Annotated in this window: 15 protein-coding genes and 1 pseudogene; 9 read left to right on the top strand and 7 right to left on the bottom strand. The window is 56.3% G+C overall.

Features of this window, described 5'->3' with window-relative positions; genetic code table 11:
- Positions 1 to 41: 41 nt before the first annotated feature.
- The 6 genes from ACEN42_RS05805 to ACEN42_RS05830 all read left to right on the top strand — a co-directional run bounded on the left by ACEN42_RS05805 (position 42) and on the right by ACEN42_RS05830 (position 4521).
- Complete coding sequence (locus tag ACEN42_RS05805) at positions 42 to 1106, top strand: BPSL0761 family protein (RefSeq protein WP_371880864.1); 1065 nt, start codon at positions 42 to 44, stop codon at positions 1104 to 1106.
- Between the two features lie 68 nt (positions 1107 to 1174).
- Positions 1175 to 1387, top strand: a complete 213-nt coding sequence (locus ACEN42_RS05810) for a hypothetical protein (protein WP_371880865.1) — start codon at positions 1175 to 1177, stop codon at positions 1385 to 1387.
- 296 nt (positions 1388 to 1683) lie between these two features.
- On the top strand, positions 1684 to 1902 hold the full coding sequence (locus ACEN42_RS05815) for a hypothetical protein (protein ID WP_371880866.1): 219 nt from the start codon (positions 1684 to 1686) through the stop codon (positions 1900 to 1902).
- Between the two features lie 650 nt (positions 1903 to 2552).
- Positions 2553 to 3872: a type II toxin-antitoxin system HipA family toxin gene (locus ACEN42_RS05820; RefSeq protein ID WP_371880867.1), complete on the top strand. Its 1320-nt coding sequence runs from the start codon at positions 2553 to 2555 to the stop codon at positions 3870 to 3872.
- A 97-nt stretch (positions 3873 to 3969) separates the two neighbouring features.
- Positions 3970 to 4185 carry a hypothetical protein gene (locus tag ACEN42_RS05825; RefSeq protein ID WP_371880868.1) on the top strand — a complete coding sequence of 72 codons (216 nt, stop codon included), beginning with the start codon at positions 3970 to 3972 and terminating at the stop codon, positions 4183 to 4185.
- Positions 4186 to 4377: 192 nt separating this feature from the next.
- Complete coding sequence (locus tag ACEN42_RS05830; RefSeq protein WP_371881071.1) at positions 4378 to 4521, top strand: hypothetical protein; 144 nt, start codon at positions 4378 to 4380, stop codon at positions 4519 to 4521.
- Positions 4522 to 4614: 93 nt separating this feature from the next.
- On the opposite strand, the gene ACEN42_RS05835 is transcribed toward ACEN42_RS05830, so the two are convergent.
- A complete protein-coding gene (locus ACEN42_RS05835; RefSeq protein WP_371880869.1) occupies positions 4615 to 4755 on the bottom strand; it encodes a hypothetical protein in 141 nt (46 codons plus the stop codon).
- A 1308-nt stretch (positions 4756 to 6063) separates the two neighbouring features.
- Between ACEN42_RS05835 and ACEN42_RS05840 the strand changes: the two genes are divergently transcribed.
- The 3 genes from ACEN42_RS05840 (at position 6064) to ACEN42_RS05850 (ending at position 11588) form a co-directional block, all read left to right on the top strand.
- Entirely contained in the window at positions 6064 to 7401 is a 1338-nt protein-coding gene (locus tag ACEN42_RS05840) for an IS4 family transposase (protein ID WP_371880870.1), read from the top strand.
- A 336-nt stretch (positions 7402 to 7737) separates the two neighbouring features.
- Positions 7738 to 9690: an ATP-dependent endonuclease gene (locus ACEN42_RS05845; RefSeq protein WP_371880871.1), complete on the top strand. Its 1953-nt coding sequence runs from the start codon at positions 7738 to 7740 to the stop codon at positions 9688 to 9690.
- Positions 9690 to 11588, top strand: coding sequence for a UvrD-helicase domain-containing protein (locus tag ACEN42_RS05850; protein ID WP_371880872.1), 1899 nt, complete (start codon positions 9690 to 9692; stop codon positions 11586 to 11588). The genes ACEN42_RS05845 and ACEN42_RS05850 overlap by 1 nt, the downstream gene beginning before the upstream one ends.
- A 143-nt stretch (positions 11589 to 11731) precedes the next feature.
- Here ACEN42_RS05850 and ACEN42_RS05855 read toward each other — a convergent pair whose 3' ends face one another.
- The 6 genes and pseudogenes from ACEN42_RS05855 to ACEN42_RS05880 form a co-directional block, all read right to left on the bottom strand.
- Positions 11732 to 12271, bottom strand: coding sequence for a hypothetical protein (locus tag ACEN42_RS05855; RefSeq protein WP_371880873.1), 540 nt, complete (start codon positions 12269 to 12271; stop codon positions 11732 to 11734).
- A gap of 754 nt (positions 12272 to 13025) precedes the next feature.
- Positions 13026 to 13880: a hypothetical protein gene (locus tag ACEN42_RS05860; protein ID WP_371881141.1), complete on the bottom strand. Its 855-nt coding sequence runs from the start codon at positions 13878 to 13880 to the stop codon at positions 13026 to 13028.
- Positions 13881 to 14051: 171 nt separating this feature from the next.
- Positions 14052 to 14150, bottom strand: a pseudogene (locus ACEN42_RS05865) (DUF4236 domain-containing protein); the annotation flags it as partial.
- Positions 14151 to 14828: 678 nt separating this feature from the next.
- Positions 14829 to 16778 (bottom strand): helix-hairpin-helix domain-containing protein, encoded by a 1950-nt coding sequence (locus ACEN42_RS05870; RefSeq protein ID WP_371880874.1) that lies wholly within the window; start codon positions 16776 to 16778, stop codon positions 14829 to 14831.
- On the bottom strand, positions 16762 to 17547 hold the full coding sequence (locus ACEN42_RS05875; protein ID WP_371880875.1) for a PP2C family serine/threonine-protein phosphatase: 786 nt from the start codon (positions 17545 to 17547) through the stop codon (positions 16762 to 16764). The genes ACEN42_RS05870 and ACEN42_RS05875 overlap by 17 nt, the downstream gene beginning before the upstream one ends.
- Positions 17544 to 18221, bottom strand: a complete 678-nt coding sequence (locus ACEN42_RS05880) for a VWA domain-containing protein (protein WP_371880876.1) — start codon at positions 18219 to 18221, stop codon at positions 17544 to 17546. The genes ACEN42_RS05875 and ACEN42_RS05880 overlap by 4 nt, the downstream gene beginning before the upstream one ends.
- Positions 18222 to 18384 lie beyond the last annotated feature (163 nt).

Here is an 18384-nt window from a genome sequence, read left to right on the forward strand (position 1 = left end):
AAGACCCCGCTCGATTCTTGAATCCGATTAGTGAGCGAGCAATGACGACGCCAGCCGAACGAAAAGCTGCGCTCCTGCAGGCGCGCGACTTCCTTTTGACTTTGTCTACTGTCACGAAGTTCGACGCCGCCACGCTTCGCTCGCGAGCTCAAAGCTTGCTGCGGCACTATCCGGACCCAGGAATGATAGGGTTAATCGCCGAGAGCACAGAGTGGTTGGAGGGCAAGCAAGAAGAACCCGAACGTCAGGCGCCACTCGTGAAAAAAGTCGAGCTGCCGCCCTTGCCGTCGTCCGCACCCGACGACTCTCTACTCAATGAGAGCTTCTTCGAGGACTTCCGTCAACGCGAACTCGAGAACTTGCGAGCAAGAATTCAAAGCGGCGAACTTGTCTCGATGGACGAATTTCGGCGACGCCTCGGGGCCTCGAGTGAGGCGCTTCGTCATCTGATTGTCGAAGGTAGTGTGTTCGCTATTGACGTAGACGGGCTATTTTACTTTCCTTCGCTGCTAGTTGACGAACGCTACGACAGAGAGAGGCTCTTCTCAATCTGCCGCATCATCTGGCCTGCGCATCCCACCGTTCGGCTGCATTTCCTGACGTCGAGGCGAGGAAATCTGGGCGGCCTGACTCCGTTGGAATGTCTGGCAGATAACAAACGATATCGCATGCTCAGGGGGGCCGCCTGGGCAGAATCGGTAGATTCGTACCGAACGTCTATTAGCGCCTACGCTGGCTTGCACGACACAGAGCCGAGCGATGCGTCGCCGTCGTACTCAGTCGCCGCAGACGTTGACCCGAGGGTCGGATTCTGGAAAAGAGGCTTGCGGACCTTAATGGACCATGGGTTCACTGGCGTATTCCCCCCATACGAGCAACTGCGCGAAGCGACCATTTTCATTTCGCAGACAAGGGGCGGTTCGACGACAGCAGACGAGGGGGCAAAGTTGAGCCTCTCAATCGACGGCAGTTATGCGAGCGTGAACGTCGAGCGATTTGTGTCTAAGGAAGGCCAATACCTCCGAGTTCCTCTTACAGGCACCGAAACCATCGAGGACTCGATGCGGGCCGTATTTCGAGAGTTATGGAACCGAGGTGCACGGTGACGTACCAGCCCAGCAAGGAAGAGGCGAGTCCCCGACGACGGGTCGAAGTACGTCTCAGGAATTTTTCCATGGAATCCGCAATGCCTCGCTCGACAGTACATGCGAATGGTCGCACGACAACCGTACCCAAGAAGGTCAGGCATGCACTGCGCTTGCAGCAAGACATGACGCTGGTGTGGACGGTGAGCTACGACGAGAGCGTTACCGCGAGGGTTAAGTCGCCCTTACCGGGCGGACTTGCTCACTTCGGCACAGCGGGCGAGAAGAAGGGCGCCAAGTGATGCTGTGTGAATGTCTAGGTGCCAGTCGAATCGAACGGAAGCCGCAAGAGGACACGATGCGAGGAAATTTCGACGGTTTGCACATTGCCTGGGAAGCCAGCGTGTACTCTGGTAAGCGATGGAGCCTAGACGACCTTTCGGGACCCCTCTCTACCTCACGCGGCATGTTCAGCGCTGACATGCATCGAGTGTACCCGTCGGTAGGTCGCTGCTTGCTTGCGGGAATGCTCACAAACATGAGCGTTCTGGCTCGTTGGTACTACCCGGCCGAGCCTAGGGCGAGTATGGAGTCAGTCATGACGGTGTTCGTCTACCGGCTCGTCCACCCGGAACGAGAAGACAGAGAATTTGCAGCACGGCTACACATCGATTTTCACAACGGACGTGGGTCTGCGTCGATATTCATGGCCGAAGAACAATACGCGTTCATCGACTTGGTGCATTGGGAGACATCGGATGGTGTGTGGGACATCGTCTTGAGAATATTGCGCGAGTTTTTTTTTGGTATTCGTTGAATGGCTTGAGACGAGGCGGGCCCGCACCACGAAGGTGGTGCCTGTGTATGCAATATCGCTTTCTGGTTCTGACTTGAAGACCGTCTTGAAGGAAGAGACTTGGCTATGCGTGATAGAACGGTCATCGTGGTGGTGAAGGACGAGCGCACAGTCGACACCTCGACGCTTTGCCGGATTGTTGACCGCATGACCAGCGGACAGTATGACGGGGGGCAGCAAACTCTTCGGTGCAGAAATGTCAGGCTTTGAAGTTGACCGGTAGGAGACTCGACGATTTTCGCTGAACTCAAAAGAGGCAAGCGATGAACGCATTCTCGCAGCCAAATATCTCAGCTCGGCTCAGGCTGCGTTATCACCTTGGCGACGCGGTTCGAGATGTCGTCTTGTTTGGTCTTACTTTCAACGAGGCTGTCGAGCATGTTGCGCTCCCAGAGGTCGATGCCGATTTGTTCAAGAGTCTATTGCAGTCAGAGTTGACGCAACTTCAGATATACAACTGCGCTCGGTACCGGCTTTCGATGGAGAACACCCAGGAATGGATTGACAAGGGGCGACCTCGCTAGCGTCACCATCGTTGTCGTACCCGTGCATTTGGTCCAACGCCGTCCAATCCGAAGCCAATTACCTTAGTCTCCCAAAACCTTCACCTCATGACCGTACTCGACATCTACTGCAACACCACCTTAGTTGGAACCTTGGCGTACTGGGCGCAGAGTGGCATCTTTACGTATCTCCCCGGTACGAGGGCGGCCGACGCCGTGTCGCTTCGCATGCCGGTACGAGGCGACTCTTACATCTCGCCCCGAGGCATCATGCCATCGTTTCAGATGAATCTACCAGAAGGGTTTAAGAAGGACCTCATTCGTGAACAACTTGGGCCCAAAGGGGATGTAAGTGAGATGGGACTGCTCGCACTTTCAGGCGCGAACACTATCGGGCGCGTGCGAGCAATCTCTCGCGGAGCGCCGCCGACCACTTCAAGGTATAAAGTTGACTTGGCGACGCTTCTCGCCGTTCCAAATTCGAGAGACAACCTGCTGAAACATCTCGATGCCGGCATTTCCGAGGGGGTTTCTGGCGTGATGCCCAAGAGGTTTGCATCCGTGACCGAAGACTCAACCGTCGGGACGGGCGAGTACATTTTGAAGACCGGTCCCCTTGACTTGCCGGGGCTTAGCATCAACGAATATCTCTGCCTAGAGGTCGCGCGAAACACAGACTTGGAGGTTCCAGAGACGCAACTTTCTGCCGATGGACAAGTGCTCGCGATACGGCGTTTCGATGTCAGGGCGAATGGTACGCGCCTTGGCGTCGAAGATTTTTGCGCCTTGAATGGCCTTGAGCCAGCACGGAAATATCATGGTAGCGTCGAGGACCTCGCGAAACTTTGTCACAGGTACGTTGGCGTTAACAACAGAGACGACAGTAAGCGCAAGCTGTTTCTGCTGTTGCTCTTGAACAATGCCCTGCGCAACGCCGACGCGCACATGAAGAATTTCGCACTGACATACACGAATGGGCAGGATGCGCGACTCTCCCCGACCTACGACATCGTCACGGTCACTGCCTACTCTCGCTACCGGGATAACACACCAGCGTTGCCTCTGAAAGGTAAAAAGGTGTGGTGCTGCGGTAAGGCGCTGTTCGAGTACGGTGGCGAGCGATTAAGTCTCTCGGCAGCAGACATGAACGCGGCAATCGAGCAAGTGGTAAGCGCGGTACAGAAGGTGCTTCCCTTGGTCCGGGAATATACGGAATGCTACCCAGAGTTCAGGGACGTCGGCCAGCGAATGCTTGACATTTGGACACAAGGACTTGAGGACATCAAGCCAGATGCTAGGCCTAGGAAGGGTGCGCCCGCGCCGCTGCAAGCGCAGACGGGGCAGTCAACCACACCTACGAGCGTAGAGCGAAAGGCTGATAACCCTTATATCGACCCGAACGGTGCATTCGGTCACAAATCGCGATAGCGCGTCGTATCGATACTCGCGATTCGGCGTGGTAAATCCCGACCCGGGTTGCGATATAGAGCGATGATGACGGTCACTATTCACACGGAGTTTCAAAATGACTCAGTCAAAGCGCAGGCTAAAGAAGAAGCTACAGGCTGCCGGGCTGGATATGATGGTTGCGGCCACAGAACGGATGAACCTCTATGACGATGAGTTGCGGGACGCATTCAACGGCAACGTTTCCGGTGAACTTTCCACGCGAACCGTGCAAGACGTTCCTAAGGGGCACATGTCCAAAAAAGCTCGGTCTTTGCGGAATCGTCGGACATGATGTAGGCGCTATGCAGATAAACCTCAAAATATCCGTGTCTCGGCGGAATCGACGATATCCGAAAATCGAGGACGTTCATGCCTGCTGGTTGCCATTCGTCTTCTCCTGACCGCGCCTCAGCTGAGGCCCATCCTCGTAACCCAACGAAAGCACCTCAAGCTCACACAGACGCAGTTGGCACATCGCCTCGGCTTGAGTCAGAATCGAGAGTCGTACCTGGAAAGAAATCCGACGGACATAAATGTCCGGCAACTTCTCAGTTGGTGCGCAGTGCCCGGGCTCGACCTGCGACTTGAAGAGCGAAGGCCGGCCGAGGAAAATATCTCAGAATGGTGAGCGCCGTCTACATACCGCAAACCGTGGCCGATGATGAGCGCGCAGCGCTGAGGGACGATAGTCTAGGACGCAGTATGTCGAGCTTTCTGCACCTCACTCGTTTGCCGCTTGCCCGCTATCCTGCTCGAGCTCGCGGAGAAAATCCTCTACGTCTCGGAAACGGCCGGATTCTATTTCCGCGCGTCCGAGTTCAAGAATTACGAGCAATGCCATTGTCTGTTCATCGGTTTCCACGATTCTCTCCTGCTCGATACTGCTTTGAAAGCAATTGCGAACACTAATCAACTTCGCGCGAAGCTCGTCCCGTTCGGACCACGCAGTTTTTTGCGATATGCCGCGAAGCTCTGCAATCCGTATCTTGAGTGCGTTCTGAGACCGTTTTCGTTCAGACGAATAGAATCGTTTTGCTGAACGTCCATGACTCGTTCCGCGATTCTACGCCGCTAACCGTTAAGAAATTGGAGGCATCGCGACCGATGGCACGAGAGGCGTCGACTACTCGCTACGACGTCGCACGGAACCGCCTTTGATGTGGCCGTCTACACCTGCCTTCGACCTGAAACTTTCAAGGTTCGTCTGCCGCATCAATCCACGCCGACTCGGACGAGGTAATGTTGCGTTGCGCCGTCGGAGAGCAATTAAATTTGTACTTTACCCTAGGTTCGCATATATCTGTTTGTATGCCAAAGACTAGTCGCGCCCTTCGCCAGTTGCCTACTGCGACCGCCGCCCTCGAAAAGCTAGGCGCCGATTTGGCTGTTGCACGGCTATGGCGCAAGAAATCGCTGAAGACCTGGGCAAAGCGCGTGGGGTTATCGTCCCGACGTTGCAGCGGCTGGAGTCCGGAGACCCGTCGGTTGGCATTGGTATCGTAGCGACCGCGCTATGGCTTATTCGGCGCGACGGCGAACTCGGCAATCTCGCATCACCAGAACACGACCAAGGGGCAATTGAGATGGATGTTCGGGCGGCCCTTGAGTTGGGGCGGGCCCGTGCTCGGGCTCGGGCTTCTGCCGAAGCGCGCTTGCGGAGAAGTTCTCCGAAGAACTGATATGCGATTAGGGCGACTTGTTCGACAATTCGCCTTAATAGCTCCGCTTCCAGCCACCATGTAGCGATGCCACACACCAATGCCGCTGCTACCATTCATTGAACGAGGCAGTACGTCCAGGCGGAAACGTGTCTGTACAGAACTGTCGCGCCCGTCGGCACGGCGACTCGAGGTACTGAGGCTAGGCTCTCGCTCGATTTGAGCACCCGGCAGCTGCTCATTTGTCGCGCAGCCCACAGGCTTGACCTGTGACTCGAAGAAGCAAAAGTCGGTTGAGGGAGGACGTCTCGGAATGTTGAGCACTGTATGCCGCTTACAGACCATGGCTGATGATAGGCGCGAAGCCTTGGCAAGGTCGAGTCTAAGATCACCTCATTACACATAAGTCGCGACGGTGGCACGCCGCGAAAAGTCGTTTACGGTCAATGACATAGCGGGTGGGGTTGTAAACTCTTTCGGACTGGCGTTAACTCTTGCATTTTGGGCGGCACATGACGCAAGAGAAATCGAGCTGGGCAGCGGCAGAACTCAAGGGCATCGATTTGGGCGACCAACGCCTGAACAAGCGTGCCGTGCTATTGGCTGAGCGGCTGGCGGAGAAGCCGACGGCAAGCATACCCAACGCATGCGGCGGCTGGGCGGAAACGGCAGCAGCGTACCGCTTCCTGTCGCAAGATGAGTTGGACTGGCGCGACATCATGGCGCCACATTGGCAGAGTTCGACCGAACGAATGCGGGCGTGCGAAGTAGTGCTATGCATCCAGGACACCACGCAGTTGGACTTTAACGGTCAGACCATCACAGGGTTGGGACCGCTGTCGTATGAGGCGCAACGCGGGCTGTATCTGCACCCGACTTACGCGGTGACGCCATCGCGCGAACCGCTGGGCGTGCTTGACGCGTACATGTGGGCGCGCGAGCCGAAGGGTGCGGACGGTGTGCGCCCCGGCATCAAGGAAAGCACCCGTTGGACCGAAGGATATGAGAGGGTTGCCGAACAAGCGGCCGCACTGCCTGCCACGCGACTGGTTTATGTGGCTGACCGGGAATCGGACATCATGGCGCTGATGGTCAAAGCAAAGGAGTTGGGCCACCCGGCGGATTGGTTACTGCGCTCGCAGCACAATCGCACCTTGCCTGACGGCGGCAAGCTGTGGGACCAAGTGACTGCGGGTGAGCCGGCGGGCAGGATTCACTTTACGCTGGCAGCCCGTCAGGCTCAGCCTGCGCGCGCGGTTCGGCAGCAGGTGTGGGCGCAGCGGGTTGCGTTGACTGATGCTGCAGGCGGCGTGGTGAGTGCTACTTGCATCGTCGCCCGCGAGGTCGACCCGCCGGCAGGCGTCAAGCCGATCGAATGGCGCCTGCTGAGTAACCGCGATGTGAACGACCTGGAGGCGGCAGCGCAGCTTATTGATTGGTACCGCGCGCGCTGGGAGGTGGAACTATTCTTTCATGTGCTCAAGAACGGCTGTCGGGTCGAGGCGTTGCAACTCGCATCGATGGCACGGCTTGAACGTGCCTTGGCGCTGTTCATGGTGGTGGCATGGCGCATTGCTCGGTTGATGCGACTCGGTCGAACTTGCCCGGACCTGGATGCAGCGCTCTTGTTCGAGCGAGATGAATGGCGCGCGGCATTCATTCTCAACAAGAAGAAACCGCCGAAGAACTCACCGCGTCTGAATGAGGTCGTGCGCTTGGTCGCCATGCTCGGCGGATTCCTGGCGCGCAAAGGCGACGGCGAACCCGGAGTCAAAACCATCTGGCAAGGCCTGCAGCGAGTGACGGATTTCGCCGCCGGCCTCAAGTACGCCCAAGAACTCGGCGAATGACTTATGTGTAATCAAATGGTCTAAGATGCTGCTAGTCGAGTTGTCTTCGAATCATTCGCTCTCGTCTTGGGGGCAACTTGCTCAGGCCCGAGCAGAAACTCCTTTGAAAATGCTACTCTGAGCTGCTATTTCGGCTTTCGCGCAACGTGTTGGCCTGCGATACGAATAAGTTTGTCGCGACTTGGGCTTTCACAACTACGTTCAGCATCTGAATTTTCGCGTAATATACCTACGCGCGTGAAGCGCGCGGCGGCGGGCCGGCCGGAAACACAAGACACCTTGTTAGCTATTAACGAGTTTAAGTCTGCAGACGACACAGAAACGATAAAATCATCCATGTACGTTCATCGTGTATTCGCGGAAAACTTCCGTGCGTTCGGTGCGAGAAGTAGAGACAAGCACCTAGATATGTACCTTCGGAAAGGCCTGAATGTTTTGGTCGGCGAGAACGACGCTGGAAAGACATGTATTGTCGACGTCATCCGGTATGTCCTTCTGACGACGAGTAATGATTGGCTCCGTATTGAAGACGATGACTTTCACATCTTGGCCAATTCCCAAGCTGATGAGCTCCAGCTGGAAGTCGAACTGCGCGGCTTGAACAAAGCGCAACAAGCGGCATTACTCGATTGGCTGACGCTAGAAGAAGGGGTCGACCCCTACCTCGTCGTACATCTTCGGGCGAAGCGTCGAATTGAGAGTAATCCCGGTAGTCGTTTAAGCAGCCCGGTTATCAGTGTGAACTCGGGCAAGGGTGGTGGTGGTCCCGAAATCGGCTCGACCGCTCGAGAGCTGATTCGCGCTACTTATCTGAAGCCGCTTAGAGATGCTGTGGCAGAGCTAAGACCCAAGAAGGGTTCTCGGCTCTCTCAAGTCCTCCGGGCGCACAAAGACGTCAAGAAGGAAAGCACAAACAATTTCGATAAGCAAAAGCCAGACGACCCTCCGTCTACGCTCGTTGAAATCATGGCGCAGGCACAGCACAGAATTGGGAATAAACAGGTTGTTAAGGAGGTCAGAGACCGGCTTAACGACGACTACCTGAGGAATCTGAGCTTTGAGAACGCGACGCTCTCGTCAGAGATTCGCGTGTCTGCCGAGCTTACGTTAGCTCAAATCCTGGAACGTCTCGAACTCACACTGAGACCACCAGGTGGCGTTAGCCAAGACATGGCTTGTGAACGTGGCCTCGGATACAACAACGTCCTCTTCATGGCAGCCGAGCTTCTTCTCCTTGCCGATGGTGGGGGAGACGAGCTAGCGCTTCTGCTGATTGAAGAGCCAGAGGCTCATCTGCATCCACAGTTACAGACTCGTGTCCTATCGATGTTGGCTGAAAAAGCAAATACGAACGGACTGCAAGTCGTCGTGACTACGCACAGTCCTAACATCGCTTCGACGGCTCCGGTGGACGCGCTCACCATTGTCGTAGCCGGCAAAGCCTACCGCCTTGACCGCGACCAGACCTGTCTAGACGACTCAGACTATGAGTTTCTCCAACGCTTCCTAGATGCAACCAAAGCCAACCTTTTCTTCGCTCGCGGTGTGATGATAGTGGAAGGGCCGGCGGAGGCTATCGTGTTGCCCGCTCTGGCGGAGGCAGCGGGGTCGTCGTTCGAGCGGAATAGCGTATCCATTGTAAGTGTTGGCGGCGTAGGCCTCTTCAGATTTGCTCGAATCCTGCAGCGTAAGGACGGAGCTAGGATGCCAATTAACGTCGCCTGCATCGGCGACTTGGACGTCGTCCCGGACGATGTCAAATATATCGAGGGGCGCCAAGACAAGATAGAGGCAGGAATTCTTAAGACGAAGAATGGGAAAGAGCATCAGAAGCGAAAAGCGAAGGATTACACGGCTGAGGAAATAGATGAACTTCGGGTGCGCAAGAAGAGCAGGGCCGAGGGCGGGAGCACTGAAGTATTCATCGCGGACCATTGGACGCTTGAGTACGACCTACTTCGGTCAGGAATTGCCAAGCAGGTGTTCGTCGCGGTGAGGCTCGAACAGGCAGAGGGTACCAAGGGATTTCTCACCAAAGAGAAGTTCGATGCTACCCGTTTGCAGGCCGAGGCAGAATACGCAGAGCTTTCCAAGGCACATACGCAATCAGCTATCGCAGCGGACGTATATGAGTTGTTGCACGAGAAAAAAGTGTCCAAGGCCATCCTTGCTCAATACCTCGCAAAGCTCGCGAAAGAAGGTTACCTCGGCACAGGAACCGAGCTTCTCGAAAAGCTTCCGTCATACATTCGAGCGGCGTTTAATCATCTTGTGCCGGAGCTTGTGTGATGGATGAGACGTTCTCACTCTCACCAGCAGACCTTGCAAACATTGCAACGCTGTTTCCTGCGTTGGATTTTTCTCGTCAAGAACAAATCGACGCTCTGCTTCATGCAACGTCAGGTGACTTCCAGGCGGCACCAGGCAGCGGAAAGACCACACTGCTCGGTGCAAAGCTGTCTCTAATGGCTGCCCGCTGGCCATATGCGCACAGAGGAATTTGCATACTGACTCACACAAACGTAGCGCGACAGGAAATAGAAGGTTGTCTGAAGGCAGTTCCCTATGGAGCGTCCCTACTCGGATATCCACACTTTATCGGGACTATTCAGAGCTTCGTAAATAAGTTTCTTGCTATTCCTTGGCTACGAGAGCTTGGAATTGAACTGCGGGAGATTGATGAACAGGGGTTCGAGAGGGAGTTCTATCGCCGCGCGTATCCGGGCGCCAAGACTTGGATAGCGCAAAGTGAACAACAACGTAAGCGGGCGGTCTGCGGTGTTCGATATCGAGGCGCGGACCTAGCGCTCGTAACAACCGATGGCCACACTCTTCCCGCTAGCGGTGTAACTATCGAGCATCTCCGTCGGGTCAAGGCGGCGATGGCGCGCGAGGGGCGGTTGCGTCATGAAGACATGTTCGCATACGCTGAGCAGGCGCTCGTAAAGGTACCTAATCTGGCGGACGCAGTCGAACATCGCTTTCCGAACGTGTTTATCGATGAGATGCAAGACACCAGCGACGTTCAACTCAGCGTTCTGAACGCAGTGTTTAGAGAGGCGGCGGTCGTTCAGCGCTTTGGCGACGTCAATCAAGCGATTCTCAGTCGCGGGCCGAAGGTGGCGCCCAACTCCTTCCCAAGGCCTAAATACTTTGAGGTTCGCACGAGTCTGCGGTTCGGTAGTGCGATTGCGGCGGTCGTGAATGCAGTTAAGCCCGTAGGAGGAGCAATCGATGGACTGGGTCCAGCGGCGGCGTTTGCTCCCACGATGATTCTGTATTCGGACGCGACAGTTCAGATGGTAATTAAGCTCTTCGGCGAATGGGTCGCCAGCCTGTTCTCGAGTGAAGAACTGACGCGGCATCCTGTCAAGGCGGTTTGTGCTATCAAGACGAAGGGGAATGCCGCCCAGAAGGTCGGACGCCACATCAGCGACTATTTCCCAAGTTTCGACGAAGCAGTAACGGCACAGAACTCAGGGCGGTCCATCCGGCAATGTTTGAGATTCGCATCGAATCCAACAGCACCCAACAGGGTTGGTGCTGCGCGGTCGGTGCTTTTGCTCATGGTGCAGACCTATGGTGTTCATCCGTATAAAACCGCTAAAACTTGGAAGGAGTTCGCACGGTTGACTGCTTCGAATCCTGAGCATGCGTCCAGGGTGAAGAGCTTGGCGTTGCAGATTGTCACAGTGCCACGCGATGTTTGCACCGAGACGACCGCTCGCTCTTCTGTGGTGTCGGTGCTCGCGGGCCTTGGTGACATGCTCGATGTTGTCGTCGACGAAGACGGCGTCCCTCCGGAGTGGCTCATCGATACAGGGTCAGATGTTGCACGCACGGCAGGCGTGAACTCGGTGAGCATTTCGACCGACACGGCCGAGTTCTCTGTTCAGGTGGCGACGATAGCCTCCGTCAAGGGAGAAACCCATCTTGCAACCTTGGTGCTCGAAAGCTGCCGCCAAAAGGTATTTGACTTGAAGAGCACGCTTCCTTTTCTCTGCGGCACTTCCAATCCCGCAGTCGAGAAGAACGAGCATAAGCTCCGTTCGCTTATGAATATCTTCGTAGCCGCCAGTCGGCCGAAAAGGCTGCTCGCATTTGCGATGCACGCTGACAGAGCTGACGTGGCGAGCATGAATGCTCTTCGTGCAGCAGGTTGGGAGGTGAAAGACTGGGCGGCGTGACCTGCTTAATCTGCGCACCTGGGTCCATCCAAATGATGGACCACGACGCATTCTTGTCGTTGTTCGGAAATCCTCGTTGTCGCTTCAGGCAGCGACACGCCGCCAAAATTCGATGACACTGACGAGCGACTACAGGATGACGCTCACTTCAACAAAGTGGGAAACTCAGGCGACTGCACGACCTTCGCGATGAGGTCCTGCACTGCAGGCATCAGCGCTTGAGCGGTCTGATTGCAAGCGGTCTCACCGAAATAGCTGGATGTGTACGAGTAAGCTTCGGCCACACTCATGCTACGCCCGTTCGACGATTTGATGGTGAGCCCGAGGTTCCATGTGCCGCTCATGGACGAGAAACCTATGTTCTCAAGCTGACCCGTGAGTTGTACGGGAGCAGTTGGTGCATAAACACCGGCGATTTTGAGTTCGGAGATGAAACCAGCTTTCACAAATTCGGCGAAGGATTCACCGTCGGGAGTCTTGATGGGACCGACCGCGCGGCACATGATTTGATTGGGGCTTTCATTCGGGATTGGAGCCTGCGTGAATTGGCCAACCCCCACCCCGTTGACGACGGTGGTCTTCATCGCAACCACGTTGTCCGCGTTAATGGAATATCGCGGAACCGCGTACGTAGAGCAACCTGCCAAGCTCGCCACTGCTACCAACGCCAGAATGACCTTCATCAATGCCCTCGCTTTGCTTTTATTTAGTCGGTGTCTCGATGCCAGCAGTTTTCCCACTGCAGCCCGTACGTTGGCTCTAACGGCAGCGAATTCGAAAACTTGAGGGAATGTCCGCGTTGTCTCAGCCTAGACTGCAGAGCGCTCTGCGGTGAGGCGAACCAGCTATCCGCAGGTCGTCATCATCATGGTCGCAGGAACTGTTGAGAATTTCCCTTGTTGCTTGTCAGTGCAAGACTTCCTTTAAGGGCAACCGAGGAGTTGCTATCTCATTAAGAGCAAAAATGGCCCTGCGCGCGATATGAGCATGGAGGCGGACGCAACAAGCGTGGAGCGGCGCGCAAGCGCAGCCACGATTCAAGCGAAAACGGAGTCTGCCGTTAACGGGTTCGTCACACCGTGACCGTCGAAACTAAGGTGCCGGCGAACGAAAACTGGGGGACTCCGTGAAAAAAATCGCTGCTGTCGTCGTTGCACTGCTGTGCATAGTCAATGTCGCCCACGCTTGTCCTAAGGGTGAGCATCCCCACGGTGGTACCGGTTCGCATCACAATGGCGGCTACTGCTCCTAACTGTTGTCCCTTCTAGACGCCCGCGAAGGCGGGCTTTCGCTACTCGAGTCTCGCCTCACCGTCAGGCATTTGCCGATAGTCGACGGGAAATCGTCGAGGGTCCGTCGCTGACGCCCACCTTTGCTCGTCGGGACCGCTTTTTCGATGTCGAGTAGGTGCATGCCAGCCCGACGCTCGTGGCGGTGCTATGGCATTGCCGAAGGACGAAAGGTCACTAGGTTCTTGGCAGATTGGCGGAACGCTGCTGCGGCGCCGGGTTTGGAAAACTGAAAGAACTCATTCAAGCCAGAGGCAGAGGTGAGCGAAAGTTCCTCGTAGCGCACAATAGGTAGTTCTCGGTTGTCCTTGAATCTTCGGTCAGGGCCGCCCGATTTGTTGACATACTTCCAGGTGCGGCCGATTCGGACTGCATCAGTCGGGACGGAGTCTTCTTCAATGAATTGGGTCGAGCCATCGCTCATATGCAGGTCGGCGTAACGCACGGCCGCGACCTTGCGTCCAGTGATAACGAAAAGGCGGTCAGGACAGAAGTAGAGAGCGCTCGTCCCCGCGACGATATACGGAACATCGAGATTGCACCTCACCTTCCAGAATCGTCCGACACCCATCTGTAATGGCTTGCGTTGAACGACGTTCGAAGCACCAGCATGATATTTTCTGTTCAGCACTGTGCCGGTCGCATCAATTCTCCACTTTCCAGCGGAAGCAGCAAGTTGCGTCAGTCCGTTGACCACCGAGGAGAACGCTTGTTCGGACGTCGGGTCGAGGTCATAGAGGAGCACGGTTGCCCGGCGAGCTGTATCCCAGTAGTACACCCACAGCGCGGCGGTGGATAGAATCACGGCGATGGCACCACTTACGATGGCGACTAGTGTCGCTCCATCTGACAAGAGTGCCGCGAAGACGACTCCAATGAGCGCGAGCGTTGCGCACCATGGCCAAAGTGGAGTCATCTCCGCCTTGCGATTGATTTCATCAACCAGGGAGTCGGCGGAGGACGAGGCTAGCTGGGCAGCGGTCGCTGATGCGACGCTGGTCATAGGGCCAACCGTGGCATTCCCGGAAGATGTAATTACAGGGCGAACTGCCGGCGGATTGGACCGAGGCTGCGAGTAAGCCTGTGGCTTGCTTCCGGGAGACGGTAAGGTCGCACGATAGGTGAACCCTGCTTTCGATATCGAGACGTAGTTCCCGCGTGGACCGGTTCCGACACGGAATCCCGGGACACCCACTGAAACTCCAATGCCGCTTCCTGAAACATTGAAGCGAAACGGTCCTGCGGAAATCGACTTCCTATAGCTCAGCCCCATGTCCCCTAGACTCTCTTCAGTGTCCTACGCAGAAGTTACCGACCATCCGGAATCCGGCGTCGCATTCCCACCCGTCCCCCGTATTGGCCAGATGAGCATTGGGTGGAAGGCTTACGGCTTCGCATGTGTTTCCAACCCGTCTGAATCCCGAATTACACTCCCAGTCGCCACCAGTGCCAGTTAGGTGTGCGTTGGCGGGGGTCGATTGAAGTGCCATGCAGACAGCACCGAACCTCATGTAGCCATCGTCGCACTGCCATTGCCCGTCTGTGGAGACTCGGTGGGCATTTGGAGGCATCGCCATCGGAACACAGCCCGTTGGACCGGCGGTCATGCCCGCTGGGCAATTGCTTTGCGACTGCTGACGAAGCGGCCGTGGGCAACCTAATCGGACGACACCCGGAGGGCACGAAGGCTCACGCGCTGGCACGGGTGCTTGGGGAGCCTTCGTTGGCGTCAGCGGAGCACCCGTCGCGGCGGAAGATAGACCGCCGGAAGTTTGCATAGAGCTAGGCAGAGGGGGGGCTACTGGCCCCACAGGTTTGCCTCGAAAGGCATTGAGAAATTCTCCCACCGGATTCGGCGCTTCTTGCGCATGACCTGACATCGAGAGACTGCCCAGGATAATAGCGAAGCAACCCGTGATGACCGCTGTTGAAAGAATTTGGGGAAGTCTTGTCACGGCTTCCTCTGCATGGCGGCCAAGTCGGCTTGTGCTTGGGCCAGATGGTGATGGGCAGCTTCCAGTGCTCCCTTCGCATTGTTCTGACGGAGCAGAAACTCGTTTCTCACGGTCTGAAAAGATGTCGCTCCATCCCGAAGTTGCTGCTCAAGTTTCGCTCGCATCGATGCGACCAGCGCGTTCACCGAGTTGACGTCTTGAGGGGAGGGGGTAATGTTGGCGGACGGCACGAACTTTCGCTCGATAGACCTCTTCCAAGCCAGAAGGTTGTTTGTGAGACCCTCACCGAAACCGGGGATGGCGCCGATGGCCGAGGACGTGATATCTGCGGCGGTTTCGACGCCGAAGGACGCCAGGGTCTGTTTGCGTTGCGCCCCGACACCAGAAATCTTCGCGTCGTGAATGAAGTGCCGGTCGAGGAAATCGTGCATTTGACGCGCGACTAGCGTGCCTTGCAGTTGCTTCATCTCGAGCGCAAGGACCTGAGGAAGGTCGTCCAGCTGGGCTTTGATTTGCCCAAGATTGCGGAACGCATCGGAAACTGGGCGCTCCCCGCGCACCCTGTCATATTCGGACAGTGCGGCATCGTAGCCGCGCTGCGCGACGGCAACCGCGCTTTTGCGCGTATTCAATTCGACAGGCGATTCCGCCTTGACGGCATGCGTGGCAAAGCCCCCAACAGTTAGCCATAGCCACCAGAGTTTGGGTTCACTGATTGACAACAAGAAAGCGACGAAGCAGATGCCGGCGTACATCAAGCGCATCTTGGTTACGGATAAGCCGGTAGACGCGGGGGCGGGGCGTCCCGACAAAGCTAAGGACGGGGCCGCGAACGCAGGCAACTGTGGTACTGCGCTGAGCGCCTGAATTTGTGACCAGAGCGCAGCGATATTCGCACTCGCGGCCTGAAAGTTTATGGTTGGTCCGGTCGCGGAGGCTGGAGTGAAGTAGGGCGTTCCTTGCTTGTCGCGCTCGCACCAAATACAGGTGTGTAGCTGACCTGGAAATTTATGTCGTGGTTCCGCGCTGCACGAACGCAACGAACGAAGGAGACCGTCTAGGGCGGCAACCCACTCCTTTGCCTTGGGGCGGCCGTGTTTTACACCCGTTTCAGTGAACGCGCGCCAGAACAGGTCTCCGAAACCGGCGGGTAGATAATCCAGGCTCAAGGCCTTCGGCGGCATATCAATCAGTCGCGCGAGGCGGTCCGCTCCATAGGCGAATCGGAACTCTTTGATAGAGCGCTCCAATGGCAAATCTCCGGTGGTCTTCGGGATTCCGGAGAACGGGTGCCTTGCCATGAACAACAATTGAAAGACGAGAACGGCCAGCCCAAAGTTGTCGTGATTTGCCGTCCGCGTGACGCCGTGGAAAGAACCCAGTCCTTGTAGTTCGGGAGGTGTGTAGTGCGGTACACCCACCGTGCACGGAAAGCTGGCGGCCGAAGTGTTGACATGGAATGAATCGCAGTCAAGCAACTTAACCGTTCCTTGATGACTGACAATGATGTTGTTCTCATTGACGTCACCAATGGCGTGGCCGTGCGCATGTATGGCATCAAATGCAGCTGCGATATTTCGTGCGGTTCCCACCAAGAAGGCAAAATCCGCTTTCGGGAAAGTCTGACGACGACTGCCTACACCGTAGAGTTCGTGTACCGCGTGATAACCAGAGAACTTCGGCATGGTGAAGCCGGCGACGGGCCCTGGTCGCTTTGTCAGTAACACACTGATGGGCCATGCAGCTATTTGCTTGAGGTAGGTATCACCTACCTGCGCCATTGCCCGTAGCTTCGCTTGTCGTTCAGGTGGGAGAGCGTGCGAGTAAATTTTGGCGGCGACGTTTTCGCCGTTGTGCGTTGTATCGAATACGGCACCCTCACCACCTTCACCTAGCTTCTTGCCCAGCTGGAGCCGATTTCCGAGTTCATCAAACGCTACTGACACTGCTTTCCCCCAGCGAACGCGTTGCGAGAATCAAAGTCTTGTCGTCGTCGGTTCGCTCATTGATTGCATCGCTATTTAGGAAGCGCTCAAGGGCTGCACAAAGCGAGTCCGTCTGGTCGTCCGACGACGCACGTAACGCCTTGAACATTGGTTCGAAGAAAGGCTCGTACGCGGTCTCGGTAGCAAACACTAAGGCCAACCGCTGGATTCCATCGCTGAAAAGCGATACTTCGTCCGACGTGTCGCGAATCTCGACTCTCAGATGTTCTGCGGCGTTCGCATCTGTGACGAAATACGTCATGTTGGCGTACTCGCCCGATTCAGGCCAAAAAACTGGCGCAAGTGCTCCTGCGTCGCGCGCCACGATTGCGCCGTCGCCGACTTGGAAGTAGAACGCCCGGGTCGGCCCAATAACCGCGCCGAGCAAGGTACAGGCAAGCGCGCGCATGGTGACACTTCGCGCTTGCGCAGCCTCGCTTATCCGCGCTCTGACGACCTCGAGCAGTTCGCTCGCGACGTGCGCTTTCAACCCATCTTCTCCAGTCGTTTCGGCGAGTTCGAGAAGCATTTTTCCGGCGGCCTCACACGCAAGCTCGGAACCGACCTCGCCGAACTGTGCGCTTCCCGCTCCATCAGAAACAAGAGCAACCAAAAGGCTCGCTCCCGTCGCGTCTGACGCAACGTGATAGAAGCAGCTGTCTTGGCAGGGCGACGAGTTCGAAGTGTGCGAGGTGCCTACTGCAGACGCTCCAATGAACTTCCAGCTCACACCGACGCCCAGCCAGTCGGAGCAGCGAGAGGTACCTCTGTCCCAGGGGTAGAGCGCGAGACCGCAGCCATCGACGCAGAGAGCCACTGGAAGAGTTCTCGAAATTTCAGGCCCTTCAACGAGAGCGGCTGTCTCGTCGAAATTTGCGCCAACGTGTCCATGTTGGCACCTTCTACTCCGACAGCGAAGAATGCGAACTTCTTCGACGCTTCACCTTCACGCACGCGGGCGGCAGCGGACTGCCAAGCGTCCGTCGGACCTCCATCAGTGATAAGGAACACCCACGGCCGGTAATAGGAGATGCCGTTCGCTTTGTACTCGGCTTTGCGGGCTTCGAGAGTGTCGAGTGCCAGGTTGATGGCCGAGCCCATCGGCGTGTCACCTTGAGGGGTCAACGTCGGCGGATAAAAATTCGGGGCCGTATGAAACGGCATTTCGAGGGTTGCCGGGCCGAACGTGACGATTGCGGTGTCGACGCGCTTCATCGCCAGCGAGTCTGCCGCGAGCTCGTCTTTGAACGTTACGAGACCTGCGTTCAGTGCAGAAATCGGTTCGCCACTCATCGAGCCGGACCGGTCGAGTACCAGTACGCACGGACACCTTTGTTCCGGGTTCTCCGCGAAGTTGTCGGTGCCAAAAGCCACTTGGGCGGCGAAGTCGTTGTGTTCACTCATGGTCTTCTCGCTGTGCGGTGCTGGCTAACCTCAGAACCGCGCGTTAGTATTCATCTTAAGATGATAATAATCGTAGAATCATGTCCGCAAGTAAAGCACCAGCGTATTTCAGCTTAGCGGTCGCTGTTGCGGCGGGCGTTCTCATATCCGGGGCTAACAGAAG

Source organism: Caballeronia sp. S22 (assembly GCF_964261745.1).
In the GTDB taxonomy this organism is placed as follows: Bacteria; Pseudomonadota; Gammaproteobacteria; order Burkholderiales; family Burkholderiaceae; genus Caballeronia; species Caballeronia jiangsuensis.

Bases quoted from the DNA above. Each gene is read 5' to 3' on its own strand.
- ACEN42_RS05855 (WP_371880873.1), bottom strand. From the start codon at position 12,271: ATGAAGGTCATTCTGGCGTTGGTAGCAGTGGCGAGCTTGGCAGGTTGC.
- ACEN42_RS05805 (WP_371880864.1), top strand. From the start codon at position 42: ATGACGACGCCAGCCGAACGAAAAGCTGCGCTCCTGCAGGCGCGCGAC.
- ACEN42_RS05810 (WP_371880865.1), top strand. From the start codon at position 1,175: ATGGAATCCGCAATGCCTCGCTCGACAGTACATGCGAATGGTCGCACG.
- ACEN42_RS05860 (WP_371881141.1), bottom strand. From the start codon at position 13,880: ATGACCAGCGTCGCATCAGCGACCGCTGCCCAGCTAGCCTCGTCCTCC.
- ACEN42_RS05840 (WP_371880870.1), top strand. From the start codon at position 6,064: ATGACGCAAGAGAAATCGAGCTGGGCAGCGGCAGAACTCAAGGGCATC.
- ACEN42_RS05850 (WP_371880872.1), top strand. From the start codon at position 9,690: ATGGATGAGACGTTCTCACTCTCACCAGCAGACCTTGCAAACATTGCA.
- ACEN42_RS05815 (WP_371880866.1), top strand. From the start codon at position 1,684: ATGACGGTGTTCGTCTACCGGCTCGTCCACCCGGAACGAGAAGACAGA.
- ACEN42_RS05820 (WP_371880867.1), top strand. From the start codon at position 2,553: ATGACCGTACTCGACATCTACTGCAACACCACCTTAGTTGGAACCTTG.
- ACEN42_RS05845 (WP_371880871.1), top strand. From the start codon at position 7,738: ATGTACGTTCATCGTGTATTCGCGGAAAACTTCCGTGCGTTCGGTGCG.
- ACEN42_RS05825 (WP_371880868.1), top strand. From the start codon at position 3,970: ATGACTCAGTCAAAGCGCAGGCTAAAGAAGAAGCTACAGGCTGCCGGG.
- ACEN42_RS05880 (WP_371880876.1), bottom strand. From the start codon at position 18,221: ATGAGTGAACACAACGACTTCGCCGCCCAAGTGGCTTTTGGCACCGAC.